General features: G+C 54.8%; 28 protein-coding genes. 9 read left to right on the top strand and 19 right to left on the bottom strand.

The window, feature by feature from the left end; translation table 11 throughout:
• The first annotated feature begins 45 nt into the window (after nucleotides 1-45).
• Nucleotides 46-1,011, top strand: coding sequence for an FAD:protein FMN transferase (locus tag AC6I79_RS11430; RefSeq protein ID WP_498027292.1), 966 nt, complete (start codon nucleotides 46-48; stop codon nucleotides 1,009-1,011).
• On the opposite strand, the gene dcuR is transcribed toward AC6I79_RS11430, so the two are convergent.
• The 10 genes from dcuR to AC6I79_RS11380 form a co-directional block, all read right to left on the bottom strand.
• Nucleotides 1,005-1,724, bottom strand: coding sequence for a two-component system response regulator DcuR (dcuR, locus tag AC6I79_RS11425; protein ID WP_021506339.1), 720 nt, complete (start codon nucleotides 1,722-1,724; stop codon nucleotides 1,005-1,007). The genes AC6I79_RS11430 and dcuR overlap by 7 nt on opposite strands.
• Complete coding sequence (locus AC6I79_RS11420) at nucleotides 1,717-3,351, bottom strand: sensor histidine kinase (protein WP_058769658.1); 1,635 nt, start codon at nucleotides 3,349-3,351, stop codon at nucleotides 1,717-1,719. Before AC6I79_RS11420 ends, dcuR begins: the two co-directional genes overlap by 8 nt.
• A 114-nt stretch (nucleotides 3,352-3,465) precedes the next feature.
• Complete coding sequence (gene msrA / locus AC6I79_RS11415) at nucleotides 3,466-4,002, bottom strand: peptide-methionine (S)-S-oxide reductase MsrA (protein WP_059010355.1); 537 nt, start codon at nucleotides 4,000-4,002, stop codon at nucleotides 3,466-3,468.
• A gap of 333 nt (nucleotides 4,003-4,335) precedes the next feature.
• Nucleotides 4,336-4,761, bottom strand: coding sequence for a hypothetical protein (locus tag AC6I79_RS11410; protein WP_223815622.1), 426 nt, complete (start codon nucleotides 4,759-4,761; stop codon nucleotides 4,336-4,338).
• Nucleotides 4,762-5,149: 388 nt separating this feature from the next.
• The gene (gene umuC / locus AC6I79_RS11405) at nucleotides 5,150-6,418 is read right to left on the bottom strand and encodes a translesion error-prone DNA polymerase V subunit UmuC (protein WP_159378428.1); all 1,269 of its coding nucleotides are present in this window, start codon (nucleotides 6,416-6,418) and stop codon (nucleotides 5,150-5,152) included.
• A 225-nt stretch (nucleotides 6,419-6,643) separates the two neighbouring features.
• Nucleotides 6,644-7,513, bottom strand: a complete 870-nt coding sequence (locus AC6I79_RS11400; RefSeq protein ID WP_058757631.1) for a manganese catalase family protein — start codon at nucleotides 7,511-7,513, stop codon at nucleotides 6,644-6,646.
• A gap of 36 nt (nucleotides 7,514-7,549) precedes the next feature.
• Nucleotides 7,550-8,065 (bottom strand): ferritin-like domain-containing protein, encoded by a 516-nt coding sequence (locus tag AC6I79_RS11395; RefSeq protein ID WP_021506332.1) that lies wholly within the window; start codon nucleotides 8,063-8,065, stop codon nucleotides 7,550-7,552.
• Between the two features lie 27 nt (nucleotides 8,066-8,092).
• The gene (locus tag AC6I79_RS11390) at nucleotides 8,093-8,566 is read right to left on the bottom strand and encodes a YciE/YciF ferroxidase family protein (protein WP_021506331.1); all 474 of its coding nucleotides are present in this window, start codon (nucleotides 8,564-8,566) and stop codon (nucleotides 8,093-8,095) included.
• Between the two features lie 157 nt (nucleotides 8,567-8,723).
• Nucleotides 8,724-8,891 (bottom strand): con-10 family general stress protein, encoded by a 168-nt coding sequence (locus AC6I79_RS11385; RefSeq protein WP_021506330.1) that lies wholly within the window; start codon nucleotides 8,889-8,891, stop codon nucleotides 8,724-8,726.
• 317 nt (nucleotides 8,892-9,208) lie between these two features.
• The gene (locus AC6I79_RS11380) at nucleotides 9,209-9,700 is read right to left on the bottom strand and encodes a nicotinamide-nucleotide amidohydrolase family protein (protein WP_058769659.1); all 492 of its coding nucleotides are present in this window, start codon (nucleotides 9,698-9,700) and stop codon (nucleotides 9,209-9,211) included.
• A 232-nt stretch (nucleotides 9,701-9,932) separates the two neighbouring features.
• Between AC6I79_RS11380 and AC6I79_RS11375 the strand changes: the two genes are divergently transcribed.
• The 6 genes from AC6I79_RS11375 (at nucleotide 9,933) to AC6I79_RS11350 (ending at nucleotide 12,868) form a co-directional block, all read left to right on the top strand.
• A complete protein-coding gene (locus AC6I79_RS11375) occupies nucleotides 9,933-10,439 on the top strand; it encodes a hypothetical protein (protein WP_021506328.1) in 507 nt (168 codons plus the stop codon).
• Nucleotides 10,440-10,451: 12 nt separating this feature from the next.
• The gene (locus AC6I79_RS11370) at nucleotides 10,452-10,913 is read left to right on the top strand and encodes a DUF421 domain-containing protein (RefSeq protein ID WP_021506327.1); all 462 of its coding nucleotides are present in this window, start codon (nucleotides 10,452-10,454) and stop codon (nucleotides 10,911-10,913) included.
• A 275-nt stretch (nucleotides 10,914-11,188) separates the two neighbouring features.
• The gene (locus AC6I79_RS11365; protein WP_071813571.1) at nucleotides 11,189-11,374 is read left to right on the top strand and encodes a con-10 family general stress protein; all 186 of its coding nucleotides are present in this window, start codon (nucleotides 11,189-11,191) and stop codon (nucleotides 11,372-11,374) included.
• 473 nt (nucleotides 11,375-11,847) lie between these two features.
• Nucleotides 11,848-12,093: a regulatory protein YcgZ gene (ycgZ, locus tag AC6I79_RS11360; protein WP_021506325.1), complete on the top strand. Its 246-nt coding sequence runs from the start codon at nucleotides 11,848-11,850 to the stop codon at nucleotides 12,091-12,093.
• A 164-nt stretch (nucleotides 12,094-12,257) separates the two neighbouring features.
• Nucleotides 12,258-12,548, top strand: a complete 291-nt coding sequence (locus tag AC6I79_RS11355) for a hypothetical protein (protein WP_058769661.1) — start codon at nucleotides 12,258-12,260, stop codon at nucleotides 12,546-12,548.
• Between the two features lie 53 nt (nucleotides 12,549-12,601).
• Nucleotides 12,602-12,868 carry a biofilm development regulator YmgB/AriR family protein gene (locus AC6I79_RS11350; protein ID WP_021506323.1) on the top strand — a complete coding sequence of 89 codons (267 nt, stop codon included), beginning with the start codon at nucleotides 12,602-12,604 and terminating at the stop codon, nucleotides 12,866-12,868.
• 31 nt (nucleotides 12,869-12,899) lie between these two features.
• Here AC6I79_RS11350 and AC6I79_RS11345 read toward each other — a convergent pair whose 3' ends face one another.
• Both AC6I79_RS11345 and AC6I79_RS11340 read right to left on the bottom strand, forming a co-directional pair.
• Nucleotides 12,900-13,100 carry a hypothetical protein gene (locus AC6I79_RS11345; protein WP_058769662.1) on the bottom strand — a complete coding sequence of 67 codons (201 nt, stop codon included), beginning with the start codon at nucleotides 13,098-13,100 and terminating at the stop codon, nucleotides 12,900-12,902.
• Nucleotides 13,101-13,293: 193 nt separating this feature from the next.
• Nucleotides 13,294-13,593 (bottom strand): hypothetical protein, encoded by a 300-nt coding sequence (locus AC6I79_RS11340; RefSeq protein ID WP_021506321.1) that lies wholly within the window; start codon nucleotides 13,591-13,593, stop codon nucleotides 13,294-13,296.
• A gap of 282 nt (nucleotides 13,594-13,875) precedes the next feature.
• Here AC6I79_RS11340 and AC6I79_RS11335 point away from each other — a divergent pair, with 282 nt between their 5' ends.
• On the top strand, nucleotides 13,876-16,227 hold the full coding sequence (locus tag AC6I79_RS11335; protein WP_159378251.1) for a phosphoketolase family protein: 2,352 nt from the start codon (nucleotides 13,876-13,878) through the stop codon (nucleotides 16,225-16,227).
• Between the two features lie 47 nt (nucleotides 16,228-16,274).
• Here the strand turns inward: AC6I79_RS11335 and AC6I79_RS11330 are convergent, their stop codons facing one another.
• From AC6I79_RS11330 to AC6I79_RS11305, 6 genes are all read right to left on the bottom strand, one after another.
• Nucleotides 16,275-16,397 carry a hypothetical protein gene (locus AC6I79_RS11330; RefSeq protein WP_255412066.1) on the bottom strand — a complete coding sequence of 41 codons (123 nt, stop codon included), beginning with the start codon at nucleotides 16,395-16,397 and terminating at the stop codon, nucleotides 16,275-16,277.
• A gap of 77 nt (nucleotides 16,398-16,474) precedes the next feature.
• Nucleotides 16,475-17,260: a hypothetical protein gene (locus AC6I79_RS11325; RefSeq protein ID WP_058776510.1), complete on the bottom strand. Its 786-nt coding sequence runs from the start codon at nucleotides 17,258-17,260 to the stop codon at nucleotides 16,475-16,477.
• On the bottom strand, nucleotides 17,260-17,457 hold the full coding sequence (locus tag AC6I79_RS11320) for a hypothetical protein (RefSeq protein WP_031279223.1): 198 nt from the start codon (nucleotides 17,455-17,457) through the stop codon (nucleotides 17,260-17,262). The genes AC6I79_RS11325 and AC6I79_RS11320 overlap by 1 nt, the downstream gene beginning before the upstream one ends.
• A gap of 186 nt (nucleotides 17,458-17,643) precedes the next feature.
• The gene (locus tag AC6I79_RS11315) at nucleotides 17,644-17,811 is read right to left on the bottom strand and encodes a con-10 family general stress protein (RefSeq protein ID WP_021506316.1); all 168 of its coding nucleotides are present in this window, start codon (nucleotides 17,809-17,811) and stop codon (nucleotides 17,644-17,646) included.
• 276 nt (nucleotides 17,812-18,087) lie between these two features.
• Nucleotides 18,088-18,600, bottom strand: coding sequence for a GNAT family N-acetyltransferase (locus AC6I79_RS11310; RefSeq protein WP_021506315.1), 513 nt, complete (start codon nucleotides 18,598-18,600; stop codon nucleotides 18,088-18,090).
• Between the two features lie 228 nt (nucleotides 18,601-18,828).
• On the bottom strand, nucleotides 18,829-19,410 hold the full coding sequence (locus tag AC6I79_RS11305; RefSeq protein ID WP_159378250.1) for a response regulator transcription factor: 582 nt from the start codon (nucleotides 19,408-19,410) through the stop codon (nucleotides 18,829-18,831).
• Nucleotides 19,411-19,697: 287 nt separating this feature from the next.
• On the opposite strand from AC6I79_RS11305, the gene AC6I79_RS11300 reads away from it, so the two are divergent.
• Nucleotides 19,698-21,059 (top strand): esterase-like activity of phytase family protein, encoded by a 1,362-nt coding sequence (locus AC6I79_RS11300; protein ID WP_159378249.1) that lies wholly within the window; start codon nucleotides 19,698-19,700, stop codon nucleotides 21,057-21,059.
• A 288-nt stretch (nucleotides 21,060-21,347) separates the two neighbouring features.
• Here AC6I79_RS11300 and AC6I79_RS11295 read toward each other — a convergent pair whose 3' ends face one another.
• Entirely contained in the window at nucleotides 21,348-22,121 is a 774-nt protein-coding gene (locus AC6I79_RS11295) for an AraC family transcriptional regulator (RefSeq protein ID WP_058769667.1), read from the bottom strand.
• Nucleotides 22,122-22,199: the final 78 nt, after the last annotated feature.

The raw sequence follows: 22,199 nt of genomic DNA, 5'->3' as shown, positions 1-22,199 counted from the left end.
CACGATGCCCGCGCCCTGCGGGCATCGTTCTCTTGCGGGGCCACAATGACAAGCGACGCTGGCGTCCATTCCTATTCTGCCGTCCTCATGGGTTCGCCCATTCTGCTCAAACTGTTCGAAGACAATCCCACGCTGGCCAGCCAGGTCTTTCGCCTGATCAAACAGCAGGAAAACCTGTTTACCGTCAACCGCGCCGAATCCGAAGTGATGGCCATTAATCACGCCGCCGGACGCCATCCGGTGGTGGTGAGCGCGCCGGTGTTTGCGCTGATTAGTGTGGCGCACGCGGTGAGCATCCTGCCGGACAGCGCGTTTAACTTCACCATCGGTCCGGTGGTGAAACGCTGGAAGATTGGTTTTCAGGGACGAGAAGTGCCGCCCGCAGCGGAGATTGAGGCGCTGCTGCGCCTCACCGATCCGCATCAGGTGGTACTCGATGCCGAACAGCACTCGGTGTTTCTGCCGCTGCCGGGCATGGAGATCGATCTGGGCGCCATCGCGAAAGGCTACATCGCCGATGTGGTGCAGGCATTTCTGCGTCAGCAGGGTGTTGCGCAGGCGCTGATTAATCTCGGTGGCAATGTGCAGACGCTCGGCAGCCCGCCGCATCAGCCGCAGGGCTGGGGCATCGGGCTCAAAAAACCGTTTGGCCGGGACGATGAGCTGCTGGGTACGCTGCAGGTGCAGGGCAAATCGGTGGTGACGTCCGGGATTTATGAGCGCTACTTTGAACGCGACGGCCGCTGCTGGCATCACATCTTTGATCCGCACACCGGCTATCCGCTGGACAATGAGTTATTGAGCGTGACGGTGATTGCCGATCGCTCGCTGGATGGCGATATCTATACCACGCTGCTGTACGGCATGGGCGTAGAGCAGGGGCTGGCGTATCTCGCCGGCCAGCCTGATATCGACGCTGTGTTTGTCACCCGCAATCGGCAGATTATCTGCTCGCCGGCGCGCCATTTCCGCTTCAGCCAGCTGGATTTCAGCTGGCAGCTGCGTCACTGACAGTACTGCTGCAGCAGCGAATGGTACTCCGGCTGCAGGCGATAGCGATACACCGGGCGGCCGGTGGCACCGTAGTGAATGCTGGTGAACAGGATATTAATCTGCGCCAGCCAGATCAGGTACTTGCGACACGAAACGCGTGAAATGTTCACTTCGGCCGCCAGCTCGTCGGTAGAAAACTCATGGCCGGGGTGGGCGTCAATCCACTGACACAGCGTGCGCAGCGTCTGCGGCGTTAAGCCTTTCGGCAGCCGTTTGTTGTCGTGCTGGGTGGCCGGGCTGCCGTGCATCAGCAGATCGAGGTCCGACTGCTGGTAGTAGTGCTGGTTGTCCATCAGCGATTTTTTCTGCCGCCAGCCGGTCAGCGCCTCTTCAAAACGCGGGAACTGGAACGGTTTGATCAGGTAGTCGACCACGCCGTAGTGCAGCGAGGTTTTGATATTCTCCGCGTCGGCCGCTGACGAAATGATGATCACTTCCACTGAACTCTGCGCCTGGCGCAGCTCCGGCAGCAGATCGAGCCCGTTCTCCTGCTGCATATAGATATCCAGCAGCACCAGGTCGATCGGCGTTTCGCTATTGAACAGGAACTCGCGCGCCTGCTGCAGCGTCGCGGCGGTACCCACGCAGTGAAAGCCCGGTACCTGGCCGATAAAGCTGCGGTTCAGCTCGGCCACCATGGCGTCATCGTCGACCACTAACACGTTAATCATGCGGTTTGGTTCCTCCATCCCACGGAAGTTGGACTAAAAATTGGGTGAACACGCCGGGCTCGGACTCCACGCTGACGCTGCCGCCGAGGTGCTCCGTCTGCTGTTTCAGCAGGAACAGGCCGACCCCGCGATCCTCGCCTTTGGTTGAGAAGCCCTTGTCAAACACGGTTGCCAGATGCTGCGGCGCAATACCCGGTCCGTCATCGCTCACTTCACAGGTCAGCCAGCCGTTCTGATAGTGCAGCATGACGTGGATTTCGCCCTCGGTCTGCTCACTCATCGCATCCAGCGCATTCTCCACCAGGTTGCCGACCACGGTGATCAGCGCCGCCATCTGCTGCTCGTTGCCGCTGTCCGGCAGGTAACTGGCATCGCTGATGGTCAGACGATGGCCGCAATCAGAGGCGCGGTTAATTTTGCTGAGCAGAAAACCGGCAATCACCGGTGATTTGATCTTCTCCAGCAGGAAGCCGATTTCCGTCTGATAGTTATTAGCGGTCTTCAGAATATAGGCTTCTACCTGCGCATAATTTTTCATGTGCAGCAGGCCGAGGATCACATGCAGCTTATTCATGAACTCGTGCGAGCGCTCACGCAGGGCATCAACATAGTTTACCATGCCGGTCAGACGCTGCATCAGCTGGCTGATTTCGGTCTTGTCCCTGAAGGTGCAGACCGCGCCGATAATGCGTCCCTGACTGCGCACCGGCACGGTGTTGCTCAGCAGCAGTCGGCCATTGACGTTGAGCTCCTCATCGCGCCGTGCGCGACCGCCGTTGAGCACTTCCTGCAGATGCTGGTCGATCACCGAGGCATCATAAATGCGCGCGGTACTCACCACGCTGCTGCCCATTTTATCGCTCAGCAGCTGGCGCGCCGCCTGATTGACCAGCGTCACCTCGCCCTGATCGTCCATCGCCACCACGCCTTCCTTGACGGAGTTGAGGATCGCCTGGCGCTGCTCAAACAGGGTGGAAATTTCGTATGGCTCGAGGCCGAACAGGATACGCTTCAGCACGCGCACCAGAATGAAGGTGCCAACCGCGCCGGCAAAAGTGCCGATCAGAATGGTCCACAGAATGCTCCAGCGACTCTGGTTGATCTGGTCGGTGACCGCCTCCAGCGAGATGCCGATAGCCACCACGCCAATCTGCCGCTGCTGGGCGTCATACACCGGGGTAAACACGCGCAGCGATTTGGCCAGCGAGCCCTGATTCACGGAGACATTCTCGTTGCCGCGCAGCGCCGGTTCGATGTCCGGGCCGATAAAGTGTTTGCCCACCAGCTCCGGATTACGGTGCGAGTAGCGGATGCCATCCATGTTGGTGATGCTGATAAACAGCAGATGGTTGCTCTCTTCCACCGCTTTGGCGATGGGCTGGATAGCGGCCCGGTCGGGCGGCAGGCGCAGCGCCTGCTGAATTTCAGGTGATTTCGCCAGCGTGCGCGCCACCGCCATGGCTTTATCCTCCAGCTGGCTGCGCGTCGCGGCGCCAATCTGGAAGAAATAAAACATGTGTACGCTCAGCAGCACCAGCACAATCACCGCGCTGAGCATCAGCGTTACCAGGGTGTTGAGCTTCATCGGTCGCCTGCGCACCGGCGTGGCTTGCTGTGGTGAGATCATGGTCGTGCTCTGCGGAAAACGGGGGGCTATTATGACGGATAATCCGCAGCGGGTCGCGCTAAATGCAGGAAGGCCGTCAGCGATGACGACCTTCCGTGGGGGAGTGCGGGCGGGTTAGGCCTGTTTCACCCGGTTCGCGAAGCTTTTACGCAGTTTCTGCAGCTTCGGCGGGATCACCGCCAGGCAGTAACCGTTGCGCTGACCCGCGCCATCCCAGTAATCCTGATGATAATCTTCTGCCGGATACCAGGCTTTCAGCGGCTCGATAGTGGTCACCACCGGCTCGCTGTGATCTTCCTGCGCGCGGGCAATTGCCGCAATCGCTTCGGCTTCCTGCTCCGCGTTAGCCGGGAAAATTGCCGAACGGTACTGGGTGCCGACATCATTACCCTGACGGTTCAGCTGTGTGGGATCGTGGGTGGCAAAGCTGATGTCCAGCAGATCGCCGTAGCTCACCTTCTCCGGATCGAAGCCTACGCGAATCGCTTCGGCGTGGCCGGTCGCGCCGCTGCACACCTGCTCGTAGGTGGGATTAGGACGTTCACCGCCGGTGTAACCACTTTCGACTGACTCGACGCCAATCACATCTTTAAATACTGCTTCGGTGCACCAGAAACAGCCACCCGCGATAATCGCATATTCGGTTGCCATTGTTTTACTCCTGTCAGGGCGAAAGCGTTAGAGTGGGGGTTCAGCACGCTGAATTCAAGCCGCTTTCTGTTAACATTTCTGGCGCAACCTGGCGCGGCTTAGCCCGTAGCGCCGTGCCATTGCGCGCAGACGATTTGCGCCGCACGGGAAACGCCAGCCGATCTGCCAGCGGCGCTTTTACCTGCGCGATAAAACGTTATTCAGCGGTGAGATGTCGTGGTTTATTTTGCGCGTAATAGCCCGGATGATACGAAGCAGATAATATTCTTGTTTAAATAGAATAATGCGGCTCAGCTGAGCCGCATCAGGTAAATGGCTTTCTGTCGGTGCGGATTAACGGATACTCCAGTAATCTACAATATCGCTATTATTAAAAGTGATATAGAGTCTATTACCGTGTATTTCGGTATTTCCACTACGTTTATCTGCCATTTTGCCTGCCGTAGAGGATACTTCACTTGCTGAGTTTGCCATACCTAACGCGCCGGATACGGCTCCCGCTCCCGGGATGTAGCCCAGCAGCGAAGAGGCGCTGCTGTAATCCGCATTTTTCTCGTAAATCCAGGTGGTGCCCTGAGAGGATTTTTGATTATCATCCGGGACACCATAAAGCTGCTGCACTTCCGCCTTGGTGGTTTTCCCTTCTTTAATGTGTGACTGAACGTAGGTCGCGCTGTATTTATCCTCACCCCCCGTCGACGAACATCCACTTAACAGGATAACGAGCATCACCATCAAACCCATAAGGTTAATTTTCATTTTTCCCTCTTTGTAAGTTTATTGTAAAGTCCAGATTTAAATATCACGGCCTTAATGGTTGCGCAATATTATAATGGTGCGCTTTATCTCATTTTGCTGATGCGGCAATTTTAATTATGGCTAACCTTTTGATATGGATTTGTTTTTGTTGTGATGCGCCGGCAATAAATTTTCATTGATTTTAAAATAGCGTCGGCCATTTAGGGCAGTGAAGTTTAAGCATTAAGTGCTGTATTCGTCAGCACCCGATATTGATCAATTATCTGTAAATTAATTTCATCATTAATCGCGTATCGATTGGTGTGAATTATCAATTTTCTCTCCCGCCGCCTTGCGATTATTCCGAGTAGCGTGACAGGTTCAGGGTCGCCGCGGGAGAGAGATTAAGTCACTTTGCCTTCACGCGCGGCACGTCACTAATACGCGTGGTGTAAGCCGGAGACAGCATGTCGCGTTTCATCGCCCAGGGTTTCTGAATGCCCTGACCGGCAAACCACAAGGCACCGCGCTGGTGGGCGTTGATCTTATCCATCAGCGCCATCAGCTGATCGCTGTTACGGCGCGGCTGATAGTCAGCAAACAGATCAAGCTGCGCCACCCCGTCGCTGAAAAAGTCGCCCAGCATTACGCCGCCTTTCAGGTAGCGCTTGCCGGGGATCCAGATGCGATCCAGGCAGTTGAGCGTGGCCTGAATGATGTCGCGGCTGTCGGCGGTAGGGGTAATCAGCGTCTGGCTGGCGGCGTTGGCATAGTAGGGCTGATGCGGATCGTGCGGGCTGGTGCGGATAAAGGTGCCGATGTAGCGGCAATACTGGCGCTCGCTGCGCAGTTTCTCCGCCGCGCGCGCTGCATAGCTGGCGATGGCTTCACGCATATCCTGATAGTCGGTAATGCGATCGCCAAACGAGCGCGAGCAGAGGATATTTTGCCGGTGCGGAATCACCTCTTCAAATGCCAGGCACGGTTCGCCGCGCAGCTCGCGCACGGTGCGCTCCAGCACCACGCCGAAATGCTTGCGAATCAGCGCAGTGGGCGTCTCCGCCAGTTGCAGAGCGGTTTGAATGCCCATCAGGTTCAGCTTGTTCGATAAACGGCGGCCGACGCCCCACACTTCCTCTACGCCCACCCGCTGCATCAGGCCGCGCTGGCGCGCCGGATCAGAGAGGTCCATGACGTTTTCGGCTTTGGTCCAGCGTTTGGCCGCCCAGTTAGCCAGCTTGGCGAGGGTTTTCGTTGGCGCGATGCCGACGCCCACTTTCAGGTGCGTCTCTTTCCACAGGCAGTCACGTACCTGCTGTCCAAAGCGCGTCAGCGAGGTGTAGCCTTCAATTCCGCTGACATCAAGAAAGGCCTCGTCAATCGAGTAGACATCCACGCGCGGCGCCAGCCGGTCGAGCGTCTCCATCACGCGCGCCGACATATCGCCGTACAGCGCATAGTTGGATGAAAACACCACCACCTGATGGCGCATCAGCTCGTCGCGATGCTTGAACCACGGCGCACCCATTTTGATGCCGAGCGCCTTCGCTTCGCGGCTCAGCGAGATAATGCAGCCATCGTTGTTTGACAGCACCACGAGCGGCCTGCCGCGCAGATCCGGGCGAAACACGGTTTCGCAGCTGGCGTAGAAAGAGTTTACGTCGACCAATGCATACATCATCGGTACCCTGAAAATACTGTATATAAAAACAGTATAGGTCAGATGCAGGAAAAATGAGAAGCAGAAATCGATCTGTCCGGCCAGGTTGCTGGTGGGGAAAAGAACAGGGTGGTTACAGACAGCCGGACGAAAAAAACGGCGTTCCCGTCAGGGAAACGCCGTGGGCCAGGGGCCAGTTACTGCGCGAGAAAAAAACGTGTCACTGCCTGGTCTGACTGAACGTCAGGGCGCCTTCTTGCTGCCTGCTTCCGCCCCGGTGATCGGATCGATCAGCGGATCGGACGCGGTGCGTGCGGCCAGCGCGTCAATGTCGCGCTGCTCATCCGGCGACAGCGTCACAGAAGGCAGACCATCGCCGCCATCCACCGCCGGTTGCGGATCGGCCACATAATCGAAGTTGTCATCGGAGTTCCAGCTACCACGCACGTCATCACCTTCTGACATGTTGTAGTAGTTGTGCGCATACTGCTCAATTGGCGGCAGCTTGCCCGGTGGGAAGTTGTCGCGAATGGAGTACAGCGCTTTCTCAAACGAAAGCTGGTGCGCGGCTTCACGCGTCATCAGGAAGCCTAACGCATCCTTAACGCCGACATCGTCAGTGACGTTGATCAGGCGTTCATAGATGATTTTGGCGCGCGCTTCGGCGGCGATATTTGAACGCAGATCGGCCGTCACTTCCCCGATAGTATCCACGTAAGCCGCGGTCCATGGCACGCCGCCGGAGTTGGTCAGCGGCGGACCACCGCCATAAAGAATCGAAGTCAGATGGCTATCGTTACCGGCACCCGTGATTGAGCGATACAGTTCGCCTTCCTCTTCAGTGCCTTCGGCCAGCTTGCCTTTGGCGCCTTTATTGAGCATGCCAACCAGCGAGCCGATAATCTCAAGATGGCTGAGCTCCTCGGTAGCGATATCCATCAGCAGGTCGCGGCGTCCTAAATCCTCATCGCCGAGGCCCTGGGTAAAATAGCGCATGGCCGCAGCCAGTTCGCCCTGCGGACCGCCAAACTGCTCTAACAGCAGATTGGCCAGGCCCGGGTTCGGCGCACTGACGCGCACCGTGTACTGCAGTTTCTTAACGTGTCGAAACATAGCTCACCTCAAAAAGTCTCTTACGAAAAGAGAAAATCAGCGTTTCGCTTTCGCGTCCGGGTCTTCGCTGCGCAGCAGGAACTGATCGGTCAGTTCAGGCATGTGCGTTAACATCCAGTCCGCCATCGCGATCTCCTGTTCACAGATCTGTTTGAGAATGGCCACGCTCTCCTGATCCCCGGCACGCGTGGCGGCGCTAATCAGGCTGGTGTAGCTGCCAATCTCGGCATTCTCGAACACGTAGCCGCTGATAGCGCCTTTCACCACTTCGTCTTCCGCGAAGGTACCGCCAAAGGCCTGGCCCATGGCGGCCATTTTCCCCATGACGTCTTTCACGCTGGAGTGGGAAATGCCGTGACGGTCGAGAATGGATTCCAGCAAAGACTGCTGCTGGCGGGTTTCTTCGATGTGCTGCTCAATACGTGCACGCAGCTGCGGGTAGTTTTCCAGGCGTTTTGCCATCTGTTCGAGCATGGTTTCGGCCTGTTTTTCCATGGCATGAGCGTCGCGCAGCCAGTCGTGATAATGCGAAAGTGCGGATGTGGTCGTCATATATACCTCCGTTGTACGGCAGTCGCGTTACTGCTTTTCCGCGATATCCGTGAGTTTTTCATCGGTGGATTTTTCTTCGGCTAATGTGGCGGCCAGCAGCTCTGCGGCCTGGTTGAGCTCCAGCTTTTTCGCCATGGCCACCAGCGTGCCGTAGGTGGCGATTTCATAGTGCTCAACCTTCTGCGCCGCGCCGATCAGGCCAGCATCGCGCACCGGGCCGGCTTCGGTGGATTCAATCAGCTCCTGCGCTTCTTCTACCAGGCCTTCCAGCGCATGGCACTTCATACGCATGATACGCAGCTCATCGTGGCTCTCTACGACCTGATCGAGGCGCTCAATTTGTCCCTGGGTCTCTTCCAGATGTTGCTGAAAAGCGTTTTTTAAACTTTCATCGGAGGCTGCCCGGACCAGTTTGGGTAACGCACGGGTGATCTGTTTCTCCGCGCTGTAAACGTCCGAAAGATCGTGAATAAAAAGATCGAGTAGCGATTTAACTTTCATGGAATATTCTCCGAATCGGTGATTAACGGGAGGCTGAAGCCATTAAGTGATAACGCGATTAAGAGAGGGAATGAAACGAAGCAATAAATCCCTGTCATCCTGTTGATGACGGAGCATTCCCTGCTCCGAGACATTCCTTACTCTGCGTTACAGCGCATCAGGAATCGCGATGGCTATTCTGTCCGCCTTTTTTGCCGGCTTCGGACGCTTTCTCACGGTCGTTTTTGAAATTACCGCCGCTGTTTTGTCCGCCTTTTTTACCCGCTTCAGATGCTTTCTCTTTGTCTTCTGCGAAATTACCTGAACCGCCTCTATGCTCTGTCATACTATTACCTCGTGATGAGTAATAAATAACATGACGCATCTGCCGCCATGCATGTTTTGCACACTTAATACTAATGCAGGCTGCCTCACTGACAAGCGCGACGGTTATATTTTTCACGCCTCGCTAACGCTATATTAATGAGAAGGCTGGAGATTGTGGTGTAAAATAACCACGCTATTTTTAGCGAGCCGGTCCATATTACGGTCTCGCTTTTAACCCGCCTGATGATTATTTATGCTCAACACATTTTCCTCCGGTGGGAATTTTATCCGCCCGGCTTATTTATTTACGTTTAATCATTGAACGGCGAAGCGGCGCTAAATAGCGTCGAGCAGACGGTTCAATTCCGCCAGACTAAAAAGGGTTGCTTTGCGCACCACTTCTTCACCTTCACCTGAAAACCACTGCCGGCTGGTGTGCACGCTGCCATCTGCCAGACACCATGCAAACCACACGGTGCCGGCTGGCGTGCCGTCCTCACCGCCGTCCGGGCCGGCATAGCCACTGACGGCAATAGCCAGCGTATCCCCGGAGAGCTTTTTCGCGCCGCAGGCCATCTCCCGTACCGCGGCTTCACTGACGGCGGTATCACGCGCCAGCGTCTCTGCGCTGACGCCCAGCACGCGCTGCTTCGCCTGATTGGTGTAAGTAATAAAGCCACTGCTGTAAAAGCGGCTACTGTCGCTGGCGGCCGCCAGCGCGGAACCGACCCAGCCAGAGGTGCAGGATTCGGCGGTGGTGACGCTCAGGCCGGCGGCCAGTAATTTATTACCCACTTCGGTCGCTAAATTAACCAGTTCTTCATCCATATTCTGTATCCCTTGTCAGAGTGAAATTAATAAACGCCGTCTCTGCCGCTGCTCATATGCATTGCCAGCGGCGTGCATCCGAATTATAGGCGTAATTTCTGCACCGCTGCTCAGCCGAATTAAACTGTTACCGAAGCTCCCGGCGTTTACCGCTAAGCTTAAAATTCAGAACGAAGAGGGAATAACCGGAGCGACATGATGTCAGCTAATTAACTGCAAGAGGAATAACACCATGAAGAAAGATGAGTTAGCCAGCCGTGATTATCCGGTGCAGGAGGATATGCGCTGGCAACGCAGGGAGAGCGTTATACAGCGTATCGGTGAATACGTGCTAATGGTGATTGTGATCCTGGGTGCCTGCGGGTTGTTTTCCAAAGGCATATTAAGCGACGGGCAGGCGCAGTCGGCTGATGGTTCCGTCAGCATTCGCTATGAACGTTTTGGTCGCATCGACAGCAATATGAACCTGCGGATTCGCGTGGCACCGCAGAGCGGCGAGCATTTCACCGTCACGCTAGGCAGCGGCGCGTTAGACGATTTGCAGATCCAGACGCTACAGCCACAGCCACAGCAGGCCATCACGCGGGATAACACGCTGCAGCTTACTTACGCCAGCGAGGCGGCAGAAGGTCATGTGATCTGGCTGGGGATTCAGCCGCAGGCGGCGGGACGGGTTGCGCTGAGCGTGCACGTCAATCATCAGGTACCGGTAAAGGTATCGCAGTGGATTTACCCATAAAAGGAGAGCGTTATGGAAACGGTATTACGCGCAGCCGCCATTTATCTGTTGTTAATGGTGGTATTTAAAATTGCCGGTCGACGCACACTGCTGCAAATGACCTCATTCGATTTGATTCTGCTGCTGATTATTAGCGAAGCCACACAGCAGGCATTGCTGGGTGATGACTTTTCCGTTACCGGTGCCAGCCTCACCATCATCACCTTAATCACTATTGATATTGTGCTGGGCAAACTCAAAGCGCGCTTTCCGCTATTCGAACAAATGGCGGAGGGAGGACCGCTGATTTTGGTGGAGCATGGCCGGATATTAACGCAGCGGCTAAAAATGTCGGGCATCAGTCGGGAAGATATCCTCGAGGCCGCGCGTTCAGGTCAGGGGCTGGAACGCATCGATCAAATTAAATACGCGGTGCTGGAAGTGAGCGGTCATATTTCCATCATCCCGGAAAATTCAGATAAAACTGAAAAATAGCAACAATCTCTCAATACTTGTTTGTGATAAAGATCACACTTTTGTTAATTAATTGATTTTATACCACTAAAATTATTTTGTACAAGTTTGAAAAAAAATCTTTACAAGCAACCCGCTATAAGCGCAGCGGTGAAAATAACCATTTGCGCATGGCTTTTTGTCAGCGCAAATATGCATATTAAATGTTGTTTTATCTCCAATCCCATCCATATTGTTCCTGTGTGGAGATATTCTGTCGTTTAACTACTTAATTATTTTTATCAATGGGGTGACATATGACACAACGACGTGGTGGTGCAGGTAATTTTGCAGAAAATACCGAGCGTGCTCGCGAAGCGGGTAAAAAAGGCGGCAGCGTCAGCAGCGGGAATTTTAAAAACTGTCCTGAAAGGGCAGTAGAAGCGGGCAGACGCGGTGGAAAAGTAAGTCGTCGCGGCAAAACCGCAGCGGCGGAAGCTTAAACCGCCTTCTTTAATATAAATGCAGTCAGCGTAATCAGTTAAGCTACCCTGAGGCGGCTTAATCGGTAACGCAGCGGCGCAATTCAGGGAGTGGTCCATTGCGCCGCACGCATTTTATATCACCAGCTGCCGTGCTGCAGGGAACGAAAAAATGACGTGCGGTAATATCTGATAAGCGCAGCGGCTGCAACCACCAATAACGATTGTTAGCGCGAGAGGAAATAAGTAACAGGCAGATTAGGTGGCACTGATAACGAAGCGATACGTTATCGACTCATTATTAATGTGGACCTGATCGGGCGTTGGCGATGTTAAAAAATTTCAATTTATGCATGGGTTAATAACTTTTCGGTAGCACTTTTTGCAACAAAAAAACCCCATTCTCTTGTTTATCCTCTTGTACAGATTTTGAAAAACTTGTACAACTTAGCCAGAACATTTTTCTGACAATTTAATGTTAACGGGAGTCACTTATGCGCCAGAACGGATACACTCCGAACTCAGTCGAGGCGATTGCCAACTATTTTAGCAAAGCCACGCTGCCTTCGCAGCAGGAGACGCTGGGCCAGGTCGTGGTCGAAATCCTGCGTGAAGGCCGTAATCTGAACCGTAAATCGCTGTGTACTAAGCTGCTGCGTCGTCTGGAGCTCGCTTCTACCACGGAAGAAGAGCACCATTATCACCAGCTGATTGGCCTGCTATTTGAACGCGAGAGCTGAGAGCGAAGCGAAAGCGTCCAGGTTGTACACACGAAAACGCCATTCTGATAACGTATCACTGCATGTATGACTTGTGACGGGCTGTATCGCGCCGCAGGATAGCGGCGCTGTTTTTCTGTCGCGTTCCCGGTCGGGGCAGGCAGCATGCAGAGATTTATTATGTTATGAACAGAAGCGAACACCAGACTCTTATTGATGAGATCATCGGCGAAGCGGCGTTAACGCTGCTGCAGCGCTCCGGGCCGGTCACCACCCAGGCGTTGCTTGATGAGCTCCACATTATGCAGCAGCAGGCCAGCGATGATGCGCAGGCGGCTGCGATTCGCACGGCAATCGATGAAGTCCGGTCGAGCATGACGGCTGGACAAAAGCGGCGTGGCGAACAATCGGATCGCGATAATGTGCATCCGCTGTTTGGCCACAACGGTCAGGGTGGCGGCAGCCGCAAGCACTGACTGACAGTTAAATTATAATCTGACTGTATTGCTCACAGTACGGGAAAAGAACGATGTCGGAGAATCACTCTCTCTATTCTGCGCTGCCGGACACGGAACTGGCGGCGCATTTTCGCGATGCCGGAGTGGCATTGAGTGAAGAGGCCGCGGTACTGAATGATGTCATTCGTAGCGTGCTGGCCAGCGAAGGCCGCGTCAGTAACAAATCCATCATTCTATGTCTGATTATGGCGCTGGAAGCGACACAGGACGAAGCGCAGGCAAGTGTGCTGCGCAGAACGCTGGAAATTGTGGTGGGTTATACGCCAGACGACGCCTGAGGTAGTGGTCCCCGCGCAGGCGGGGATCGGTTCAGTGCATAAGATCTGCCAGTAGCCTTATTGCGGCATCGCAGCGATGCCGGAAATCCTCATCACGCGCTTCTGCTTTCATCGTATGCAGCACCTGCGTCACGTCATGTATCCTGAATACGCTACCTTCCCTGATAAATTCCGTCACCGCGATGCCTATCAGCGCATACAGATCCGGTGCAGGACGGTTAACTTGTTTCACGTCACCTCCGGGACTTGTATATCCGTACAGTGTTACACAGGTGATAACAACCCAACACCTTTTTCTGCTGTCAGTGAAAATGGCACAGGTTATTAGTCAGACACATTGCCAGGTGTTATCACGCTGCGCGAATAGTAATACGCTGCTGTAGCAGATTCATGCAACTAAAAAATGGTTAAGCATGCCGATAACTCTATTTTAGCGCTGCGCTTATTGCGCCCGGAACATTCACCGACACGCTGCGCGGCGGGCGGGAATTATCGCGCCTGCTGCGACCGAGATTAAATTTATGCAGCCAGCTGCGATACTGCCTGATTAATTCCTGCGCATTTTTTTCATCACTGACGCGACAAATAAACAGCTGGCTCATGGTCTGGTGCTCAGCCGCCGTGGCGTAGATCTCGCAGGCCATCTCGCGTTGCTGCAGTTCAATCGCCGTAAAATGTAACTGCGGCCACTGCTGCAGTCGGTTAGCGAACATTTTATAGTCCATTTTAGGATCCTTTTATTTTTCTATTTTCTACTGGTATTACCTGTAGAAGGCACAATAGACCAAAAGTGAAAAAGCGCCAGTTTTGCGGGGCACGACCCATTAAATAGTGCACAAAATGGAAAAAATATTTACATGTACAGCTTTTACCGCTGCGCTTATATTTTCGTGAAAGATTGAATAAGCGTAGCGGTTAATAGCAACAGTGCAGAAATACCGTCTGGCTCGCAGCATCGCCTATCCTCTATTAGGGTTAACTGATGGCTAACCAAAGGAGAAGAGGGCATGACCAATCCGAGTGCCGCCGATGAACTGGCGCTGATCGATCGCTACTGGCGCGCCGCCAATTATCTGTCCGTCGGGCAAATCTACCTGATGTCCAACCCGCTGTTACGCGAACCACTGCAGCCCGGGCATATCAAGCCACGTCTGCTCGGCCACTGGGGCACCACGCCCGGCCTGAACTTTATCTATGCGCACCTCAACCGCATCATCCGCCAGCGCGAGGTGGATCTGCTGTACGTCTGCGGCCCGGGGCACGGCGGGCCGGGGATGGTGGCGAACAGCTGGCTCGAAGGCAGCTACAGCGAAATCTATCCGCACGTCAGTGAAGATGCCGCCGGTATGCAGCGGCTGTTTAAGCAGTTTTCGTTTCCCGGCGGCATTCCCAGCCATGCGGCACCAGAAACGCCGGGCTCGATTAATGAAGGCGGCGAGCTGGGCTATTCGCTGTCGCATGCGTTTGGCGCGGTTTTCGATCATCCGCAGCTGGTCGTACCCTGCGTGATTGGTGACGGCGAAGCCGAAACCGGGCCGCTTGCCGCCAGCTGGCACGGCATCAAATTCCTCAATCCGCAGCGTGATGGTGCGGTGCTACCCATTCTGCATCTGAACGGCTACAAAATTGCCAACCCGACGCTGCTGGGGCGCAGCAGTGATGACGATCTGCAGCAGCTGTTCAGCGGTTACAATTATGAGCCGCTGTTTGTCTGCGGGCACGAGCCGGCCGACATGCACCAGCAGATGGCGGCAGCGCTGGATAACGCGTTTGATAAGATTGCCGCTTATCAGCAGCAGGCGCGCAGCGGGCAGACAGAGCAGGCGATCCCGCGCTGGCCGATGATTGTACTGCGCAGCCCGAAGGGCTGGACCGGCCCGAAAGAGGTGGACGGTAAAAAAGTGGAAGATTTCTGGCGTGCGCATCAGGTGCCGGTGGCGGCGTGTCGCGAAGACGCGTCGCATCGGCAGGTGTTAGAGCAGTGGCTGCGCAGCTATCAGCCGGACGATCTGTTTGACGAGGCGGGTAAGCTCAGGCCGGAACTGCGTGCGCTGGCGCCGCAGGGGGATAAACGCATGAGCGCCTCGCCCTATGCCAACGGCGGCCGGCTGCGACGCACGCTCAACACGCCGGACATCCGCGAGTTTGCGCTCGACACCGGCGCGCCGGGCAGCCAGCGCGGCGAAGCCACTAAACAGTTCGGCCACTACCTCAGCGCGATTTTTCAGCGCAATGCCGATAACTTCCGGCTGTTCGGACCAGATGAGACCGCCTCGAATCGCCTGACGCCGGTCTTTGACGTCACCAGCCGCAGCTGGATGGCGGACATCGAACCGTATGATGAGCAGCTGGCGCGTGACGGCCGGGTGATGGAAATTCTCAGCGAGCACCAGTGTCAGGGCTGGCTGGAGGGCTATCTGCTCACCGGACGACACGGGCTGTTTAACTGCTATGAAGCCTTTATTCATATCATCGATTCGATGTTCAATCAGCACGCCAAATGGCTGAAGGTGACGCGCAAGCTGGGCTGGCGTCAGCCGATCTCCTCGCTCAACTATCTGTTGTCTTCACATGTCTGGCGCCAGGATCACAACGGTTACAGCCATCAGGATCCCGGTTTTATCGATCACGTGGCGAACAAAAAGGCGGATATCGTGCGCATTTATCTGCCGCCAGACGCGAACACCCTGCTGTGGGTGGGCGATCACTGTCTGCGCACCTGGGATCGCATCAACGTGATTGTCGCTGGCAAGCAGCCGTCACCGCAGTGGCTGGACATCGACAGCGCCATTGCCCACTGTGAGGCGGGTATGGGCGAATGGCGCTGGGCGAGCGATGACGGCGAGCCGGACGTGGTGATGGCCTGCGCCGGCGATGTGCCCACCATGGAGACGCTGGCGGCGGTGGATCTGCTGCGAAACTATCTGCCCACGCTGCGCATTCGCGTAGTCAACGTGGTGGATCTGCTGGCGCTGCAGACGCAGCAGCAGCACCCGCACGGCAAGTCGGAAGAGGATTTCGATGCGCTGTTTACCCGCGACAAACCGGTAATTTTCGCCTTTCATGGCTATCCCAGCCTGATTCATCGTCTGACCTATCAGCGCAGCAATCACGCCAATTTCCACGTGCACGGCTTCAACGAAGAGGGCACCACCACCACGCCGTTTGATATGACGGTGCTCAACGAGCTGGACCGCTATCATCTGGCGCAGGCGGCGATTTTGCATGTGCCGGGCCTGGCCGATCGCCATCCTGAATTGCTCGACGACCTGCAGCAGCGCATCGCGGAGCACCACCGCTACGTGCGCGAATACGGTGAAGACGTGCCGGAAGTACGTAACTGGCTGTGGCCGGGCTAACCCGACCCGGGCGCGAAAAAAAACCGCCTGAGAAGGCGGTTTATGGTTTATTCGGCCTGTTTATCCCCGGATTCAGGCGCGCTGGTTTCGTCATCTTTCGGCTTCTGGTCGGGGCTGTTTTTACGCGGATCGTAATCCGGCTGGTCGCCGTGAACGGGACGATCGGTCATTGTATACTCCTTAACGGTTACCATGTGAACCCGCGCCACCGTTGCCAGCTGCGCGGATGAAAGGGTGGCTGCGCGGCTCAGCCCGGAACATTCTGCCGCTTCTCTGTGTGCTGATGTTTCCCCATAGCCAGTGCGCTGGCGCTGGCCGGATCGAACAGCGACAGGCTTTCAATCTGGTCGACCATCAGCACCTTACGGAACTCCAGCGCGCTTTTGGGTTTGGAGACAAAGCTAATCTCGTGCTGGTGATACCAGCGGCTGTAGTTATGCTCAATCGCCAGATTCAGCGTGCGCGAATCGCGATAGCCGCTGAGCATCGGAATAAGCACGATATTGGCGGTGCTGGGATATTCAAAGGTGGCAGCGTGAATCATGCCGATGTAGATACGGCGCGATTTCAGCGTGACCCATGCCAGTTCGCCTTCTTCCATGCAGTGCAGCAGCAGTTGTTCAATACCGTTAGAGCGCGACAGGCGCTGATATAGCTCTTTGCGACTGCCGGCGGTCAGCCGCGCGCTGCCGGAATTGGAACGATACACACAAAACAGCACGGCAAACGCCAGCATGATCACCACCGGTGCCTGAATGCCGAGAAAACTCCATGTCATGAAATCGACGTGCCAGCGCGCATGGAGATCGGCAGACAGCGCCAGGCTGTTATTGATGGCCGATGCCGCCAGCAGTAGCAGCCAGACCAGGCCGGTGGCGACCACGCCCTGAACGACAAAAATGCAGCCGTACAGCGCAATGAGAAAATAGACGTCCCAGCCAAAGGAGCGTTTTATTTTCAGGCGGCTGGACATATCGCGACTGGTGTACCAGTAGCCGCAGACCATCAGCACCATAAATATCGCGGTTCCCATCAGATATCCTTTAAGCGCTTAATATGATCGGCGAAGTCCTGCTGTACCTGCGGACTGAGGGGATTAACCGAAGCGTTACCGTCTTCGTCAATAATAATCCGGTCACCTTCCTGAATGGATTCACGAATATCCTGGCGGCTCATCACCTGCAGTAATGATTCCGGACTGGAAAAAAGAGAGGTAAAATAGCGCAATATCACGTCAGGCTGTTCCTGTAAGGCAATAAATAGTTAATTGATCATATGACGTTTTCTGCCAGATTCAGGCGGTTTCAGAGTTATCTGTTAAACGTGAGGAAAGTCAGCGCAGGGTAAGACAATAATCCGGGGGGTAACGGCGCGCTCCCTGCGCCATGGCCGCCTCATCCTGTGCTGGCCGGCTAATCACGAGCCGCGATTGCTGCTCTGACCGCCTTTTTTACCGGCTTCGGACGCTTTTTCGCGGTCGTTTTTAAAGTTGCCGCCGCTGTGCTGTCCGCCTTTTTTACCGGCTTCTGATGCTTTCTGTTTATCTTCTGCGAAATTACCTGAACCGCCTCGATGCTGAGTCATAATATATCCTCTTCATGAGTAATAAATAACATGACGTTGTTGCGCTGTCATGTGCGTGTTGCGTATTTAATACTAATCGCTGGTGCTATTTCTGCAAGCGTGACGGCGCATAAAAAAGGGCTTTTTTATTTTTTATCTTAGTTTGTTGAAATAACAATAATTCTGCGCTGGCGCTGCGCTTATTTAAACTTTTTGCGGCGGTGAAGTAATAAAATGAAACACTCCAGTGCACCCAACCGGCCGGGCCAGACAGCTGACCCGGCGCCGTGAGCCACGCTAAATAACCATGCCTAAAATCTGCAGGATGCTCTGCTGCGAAGCAGTAATAAAAGGAATGTCTTTGATGTGCTGCATGCCAAAGGCTTCATAAAATTTGCGTGCGCGCACGTTCTCGCCCATCACTTCCAGCCACAGATAGCCTTCCTGCTTATCGCGCGCGGCGTGGATAATGCTTTCGAACATGCGCCGGCCATAGTTTTTACCGGTTTCCTGCGGATTGAGGTAGAGCTTATTCAGCTGGGCACCGCTCATGCCGGAGTCCGGTACCGGCGTATTCCAGGTCACTTTGGCAAAGCCGATGGGTTTGTTGGTTTCGGCAATCAGCCAGCTTTCGTTGGGGGCCACCAGGCTGCTGCGCAGTTCGGCCAGGCCGTACTCTTTGTCGATGAATTCATCCAGCTCGGCTTCGGAGACCCACATATGTTTGAAGTGGGCGCTGTAGGTCATGCGCCCCAGCTGATGCAGCAGTTCGGCATCATCAGGCTGCGCGTTGCGTATGGTGAATTCCATGCCAGTCTTCCTTCAGTTTTTATGTTTTATCCTGCGTTACGGCAGAGTGGGGGTGTCAGCGGGCATCCTGCCCGTACAGGTGACCCGTCATTATGCGCGAATCAAACCGGGTGTCATCCCTTTTGCGGTAAGGATGTTGGCTGAATGTCTTGATTTTTTAACAGGAAAGGAGGCAGGCGCAGGATGTCCAGCGGGCTGAACATCCTGAATTGAGGCGGGAGGCGCGAATCAAAAGCCGTAGCTGGTGAGGCGATGGTAAAAATCCATGTGGTTTTTACAGCCCAGCTTGCGTGAGATGGTGTTCTTGTAGTGGCTGATGGTCTTATTGCTGAGGTGCAGCGCATGCCCGATCTCCGTCATGCGGCGCGGACCCGCCAGCCAGCGCAGCAGCGTGAACTCGCGCTCGGTCAGCACATCGGCGTTGCCGTGCGGTACGGCGACGGCGGCAACGTTTTCTGGCGTCAGCACAGCACTGACCAGCGTCGCCAGCGGGCATTTTTTACTCAGGATCAGCGCTTTCTTCAGGTAGCGGGCCACGTAATTCAGCACGGCTTCATCGCTGATGTCGGTGAGAATCACCAGTTCGACGCCCGGTGTTTTGAGCTGCATCAGCAGCAGGCTGCGCAACGTCTCTTCCAGGTTTTTACTGGCAAAATGCAGCTCGCTGATCACCACGTTGCGCCCGTGTCCGGTGGGGATCGGGTCATCCGGCGAGGTGAGCGTCAGGCAGCTTATCATCTGCCCGGAAAAGTAGAGGCGCAGACCTTCCGTAATCCAGCGGTCGCTATCCATAGTGAAGATGTTCAGCATTGTTTCCTCCTGTGCTCGCGGTTAACCCATTTGAACGGAAACCGCGCTGAGCCGATATCAGACGGCCTGCGTCAGGTTGTAGGAAAAGGCTGAGAAATGTCTGGCAGTGCTGAGCGGCACGGGGACAACAGGCAAGCCGGTTTTTGATGAATGAAGCAAAACCGGTGCGGTTGCGAACCGGGGAGATCGCCCGGGATGATGTCAGCCGCCACTGTTGCTCTGCAATTTCATTTTCCTGTCATTTTTAGTCTTTAGGGTGTCAGCTCCCCTGTATGGACATGAATAATATGAAAAGAAAAACGCTTCCTTTGATTCTCGGTTGTACCCTCTCGTTATCCACGCTGGCGGCGCAGCCGCAAACCGAACACTATAGCGTCACTTTTCCTCAGGGGACGCGCGTCAGCTACAGCGGTGCGTTCGCCAGCGCGTTTCCGGAGGGTTTGCCGGTGGGCATCGGTTCCGGTTTGCTGTTTACCGGCAGGCAGGGAGATACGCTCAACTTTGTGACCGTCACCGATCGCGGACCGAACGCCGACTCGCCTGACATGGGTAAACAGGAGTCGAAAATTTTCGTCACGCCGGACTTCGCGCCGCTGCTGATGAATATCCAGGTGAAGAACGGCAAAGCGCAGGCGACGGACGCCCGACCGCTGCACGACGCAAAGGGCAATATTAACGGCTTGCCGCTGCAGAATGGCGTCATCGGGTCAACCAATGAGATCGCGCTAAGCGATAAATTGAACGTGCTGCATGGCGATAACCGGGGTCTGGATACGGAAGGCATTACGCTGGACGGGAAGGGCGGATACTGGCTGTGCGATGAGTATGGTCCGTTCCTGATTAACGTTGATAAGCAGGGCAGGATCCTGGCGATTCACGGGCCGCAGGCCATGGAAGGGGAAAAATCGATCGCGGGTGGTCTGCCGAACGTTCTTAAATGGCGTCAGCCAAATCGTGGCTTTGAAGGGATCACGCGCATGCCGGATGGACGCATCATCGCCGCGGTGCAGAGTACGCTGGATATCAACGGGAAAAGTAAAAAGCAGGCACGCTTTACCCGCCTGGTGAGCTTCGATCCGGCCACCGGGAAAACCGCGATGTATGGTTACCCTATCGACAGCGAGGCGTACAGTAAAAACAGCGACGCGAAAATTGGCGATATCGTGGCGATAGATAATCAGCACATCCTGCTGATTGAGCAGGGCAGCGACAAAGACGACGCGATGCGTAACCTTATCTATAAGGTGGATCTCAGTCAGGCCACCGATCTGGCCACATTCGAAAAGGCTGGTGACTACCCGGAGTTTGACGACGCAAAAACGCTGGCGCAGCGCGGCATCGTGCTGGCAACGAAAACGCGGGTGGTGGATCTGCGTCAACTCGGCTGGCAGCAGGAGAAGGCCGAAGGGCTGGCGCTGATCGACAGTAACACGCTGGCGGTCATCAATGACAATGACTTCGGCGTGAAAATGGTGCTGCAAAATCCGGTGGAAGGTAAGAAGCGCAAGGATTATTGGGTCAACGACCAGGGCAGGCTGACGGTAGATGATAAGCCGGTTGCCACCACCATCAGCGTGAAGCCGCTGGATAAAGCCAGCTCGGACAGTGAGTTGTTTATCATAACGCTGGCGGAACCGCTGAAACCCTAGAGGCTGCTGTGCTCGCGCTGGACACCGGTGCCAGCCCGAAAATGCTAAAGGCTGAATGACCCCCCGTTGTGTCATCGGGGAGGTCATCGCGGCCTCGTGTTTAACAGGATGTGGAAACTCAGGGTGGCTATTGCTCAGGTGATTAAGAGATATCGCCTGATAAATTTACCCTGATACAGCGTACAGCCATTAAATGGCCTGAAACGGCAGCGTCAGTTCCTGGGATAAGGCAGACTGACTCACAGGAAAATGTCTGTCTGGAGTGAGAGGCAGGCATTGATTCATAGATTAAGGCAAATAATCGCGCGGCGTTGCATTCAGGATGGAGCGAAAAGCAGCGGTATAGGCAGCAGGACATGAAAAACCGAGCTTATAAGCGACCTGTTTGATAGGGATGTTATTAGCAAGGAGATCTAACGAAGCATAAATTCTTGCTCTTTGCTTCCAGGTTCTGAAACTAAAACCCGTATCCTTAATAAACAATCGCGAAAAGGTACGTTCAGACATTGACGCGATAAAAGCCAGATCGCTCAGTGGTATTTCCCAGCGATGATTTACCACAAGTTCTCTGGCCGCAGAGAATAATCGCTCATCACGTGGCATTGGAAGTTCCGCAGTAAGAGAAGGCGCTTCGCTGAGTATTTCCAGAAGCAACAGAGCCATTTTCCGCTGGCTCGGTCTGTTGTAGTTATCACTGAACAGACCGGTTATCAGTTCTTTCACCAGTGGCGTAGCCGTAATGACATGCACCTGGTCACTCTTCGCAAAATTTGTACATTCCGCGATAAGGCTGCCACTGAAATAGACGGCCCTGAGATCTGTGTGAGACAGCAGATTGTAACTATGTATCTGCAGAGGCGGTAGCCACAATGCACGCTGAGGGGGGATAACCCAGCGATTGTTTTCCGTTTCGACCAGCATCACGCCTCTGGTTGCATAGAGGAGTTGCCCTTCAAGGTGATGATGAGGAGGATCGGTTTCTCCTCGCTGATAGCTAATCGCTGTGCCGGACCAGCCAGTGGATGCTTCATGTCTTGGCGCTTTATCTATACTACCTGGCATTTCAGATTAGGGTCCTGCAACTATGATGCTGCCTCGAAACCATCCGGTGTACCAACTCACTGGATGAGTGTGTCGTTT

Source organism: gamma proteobacterium symbiont of Scutellera amethystina, assembly GCF_059730845.1.
The sequence above is the reverse complement of the archived record's forward strand: the minus strand, read 5'-3'. Positions and strand labels throughout refer to the sequence as shown.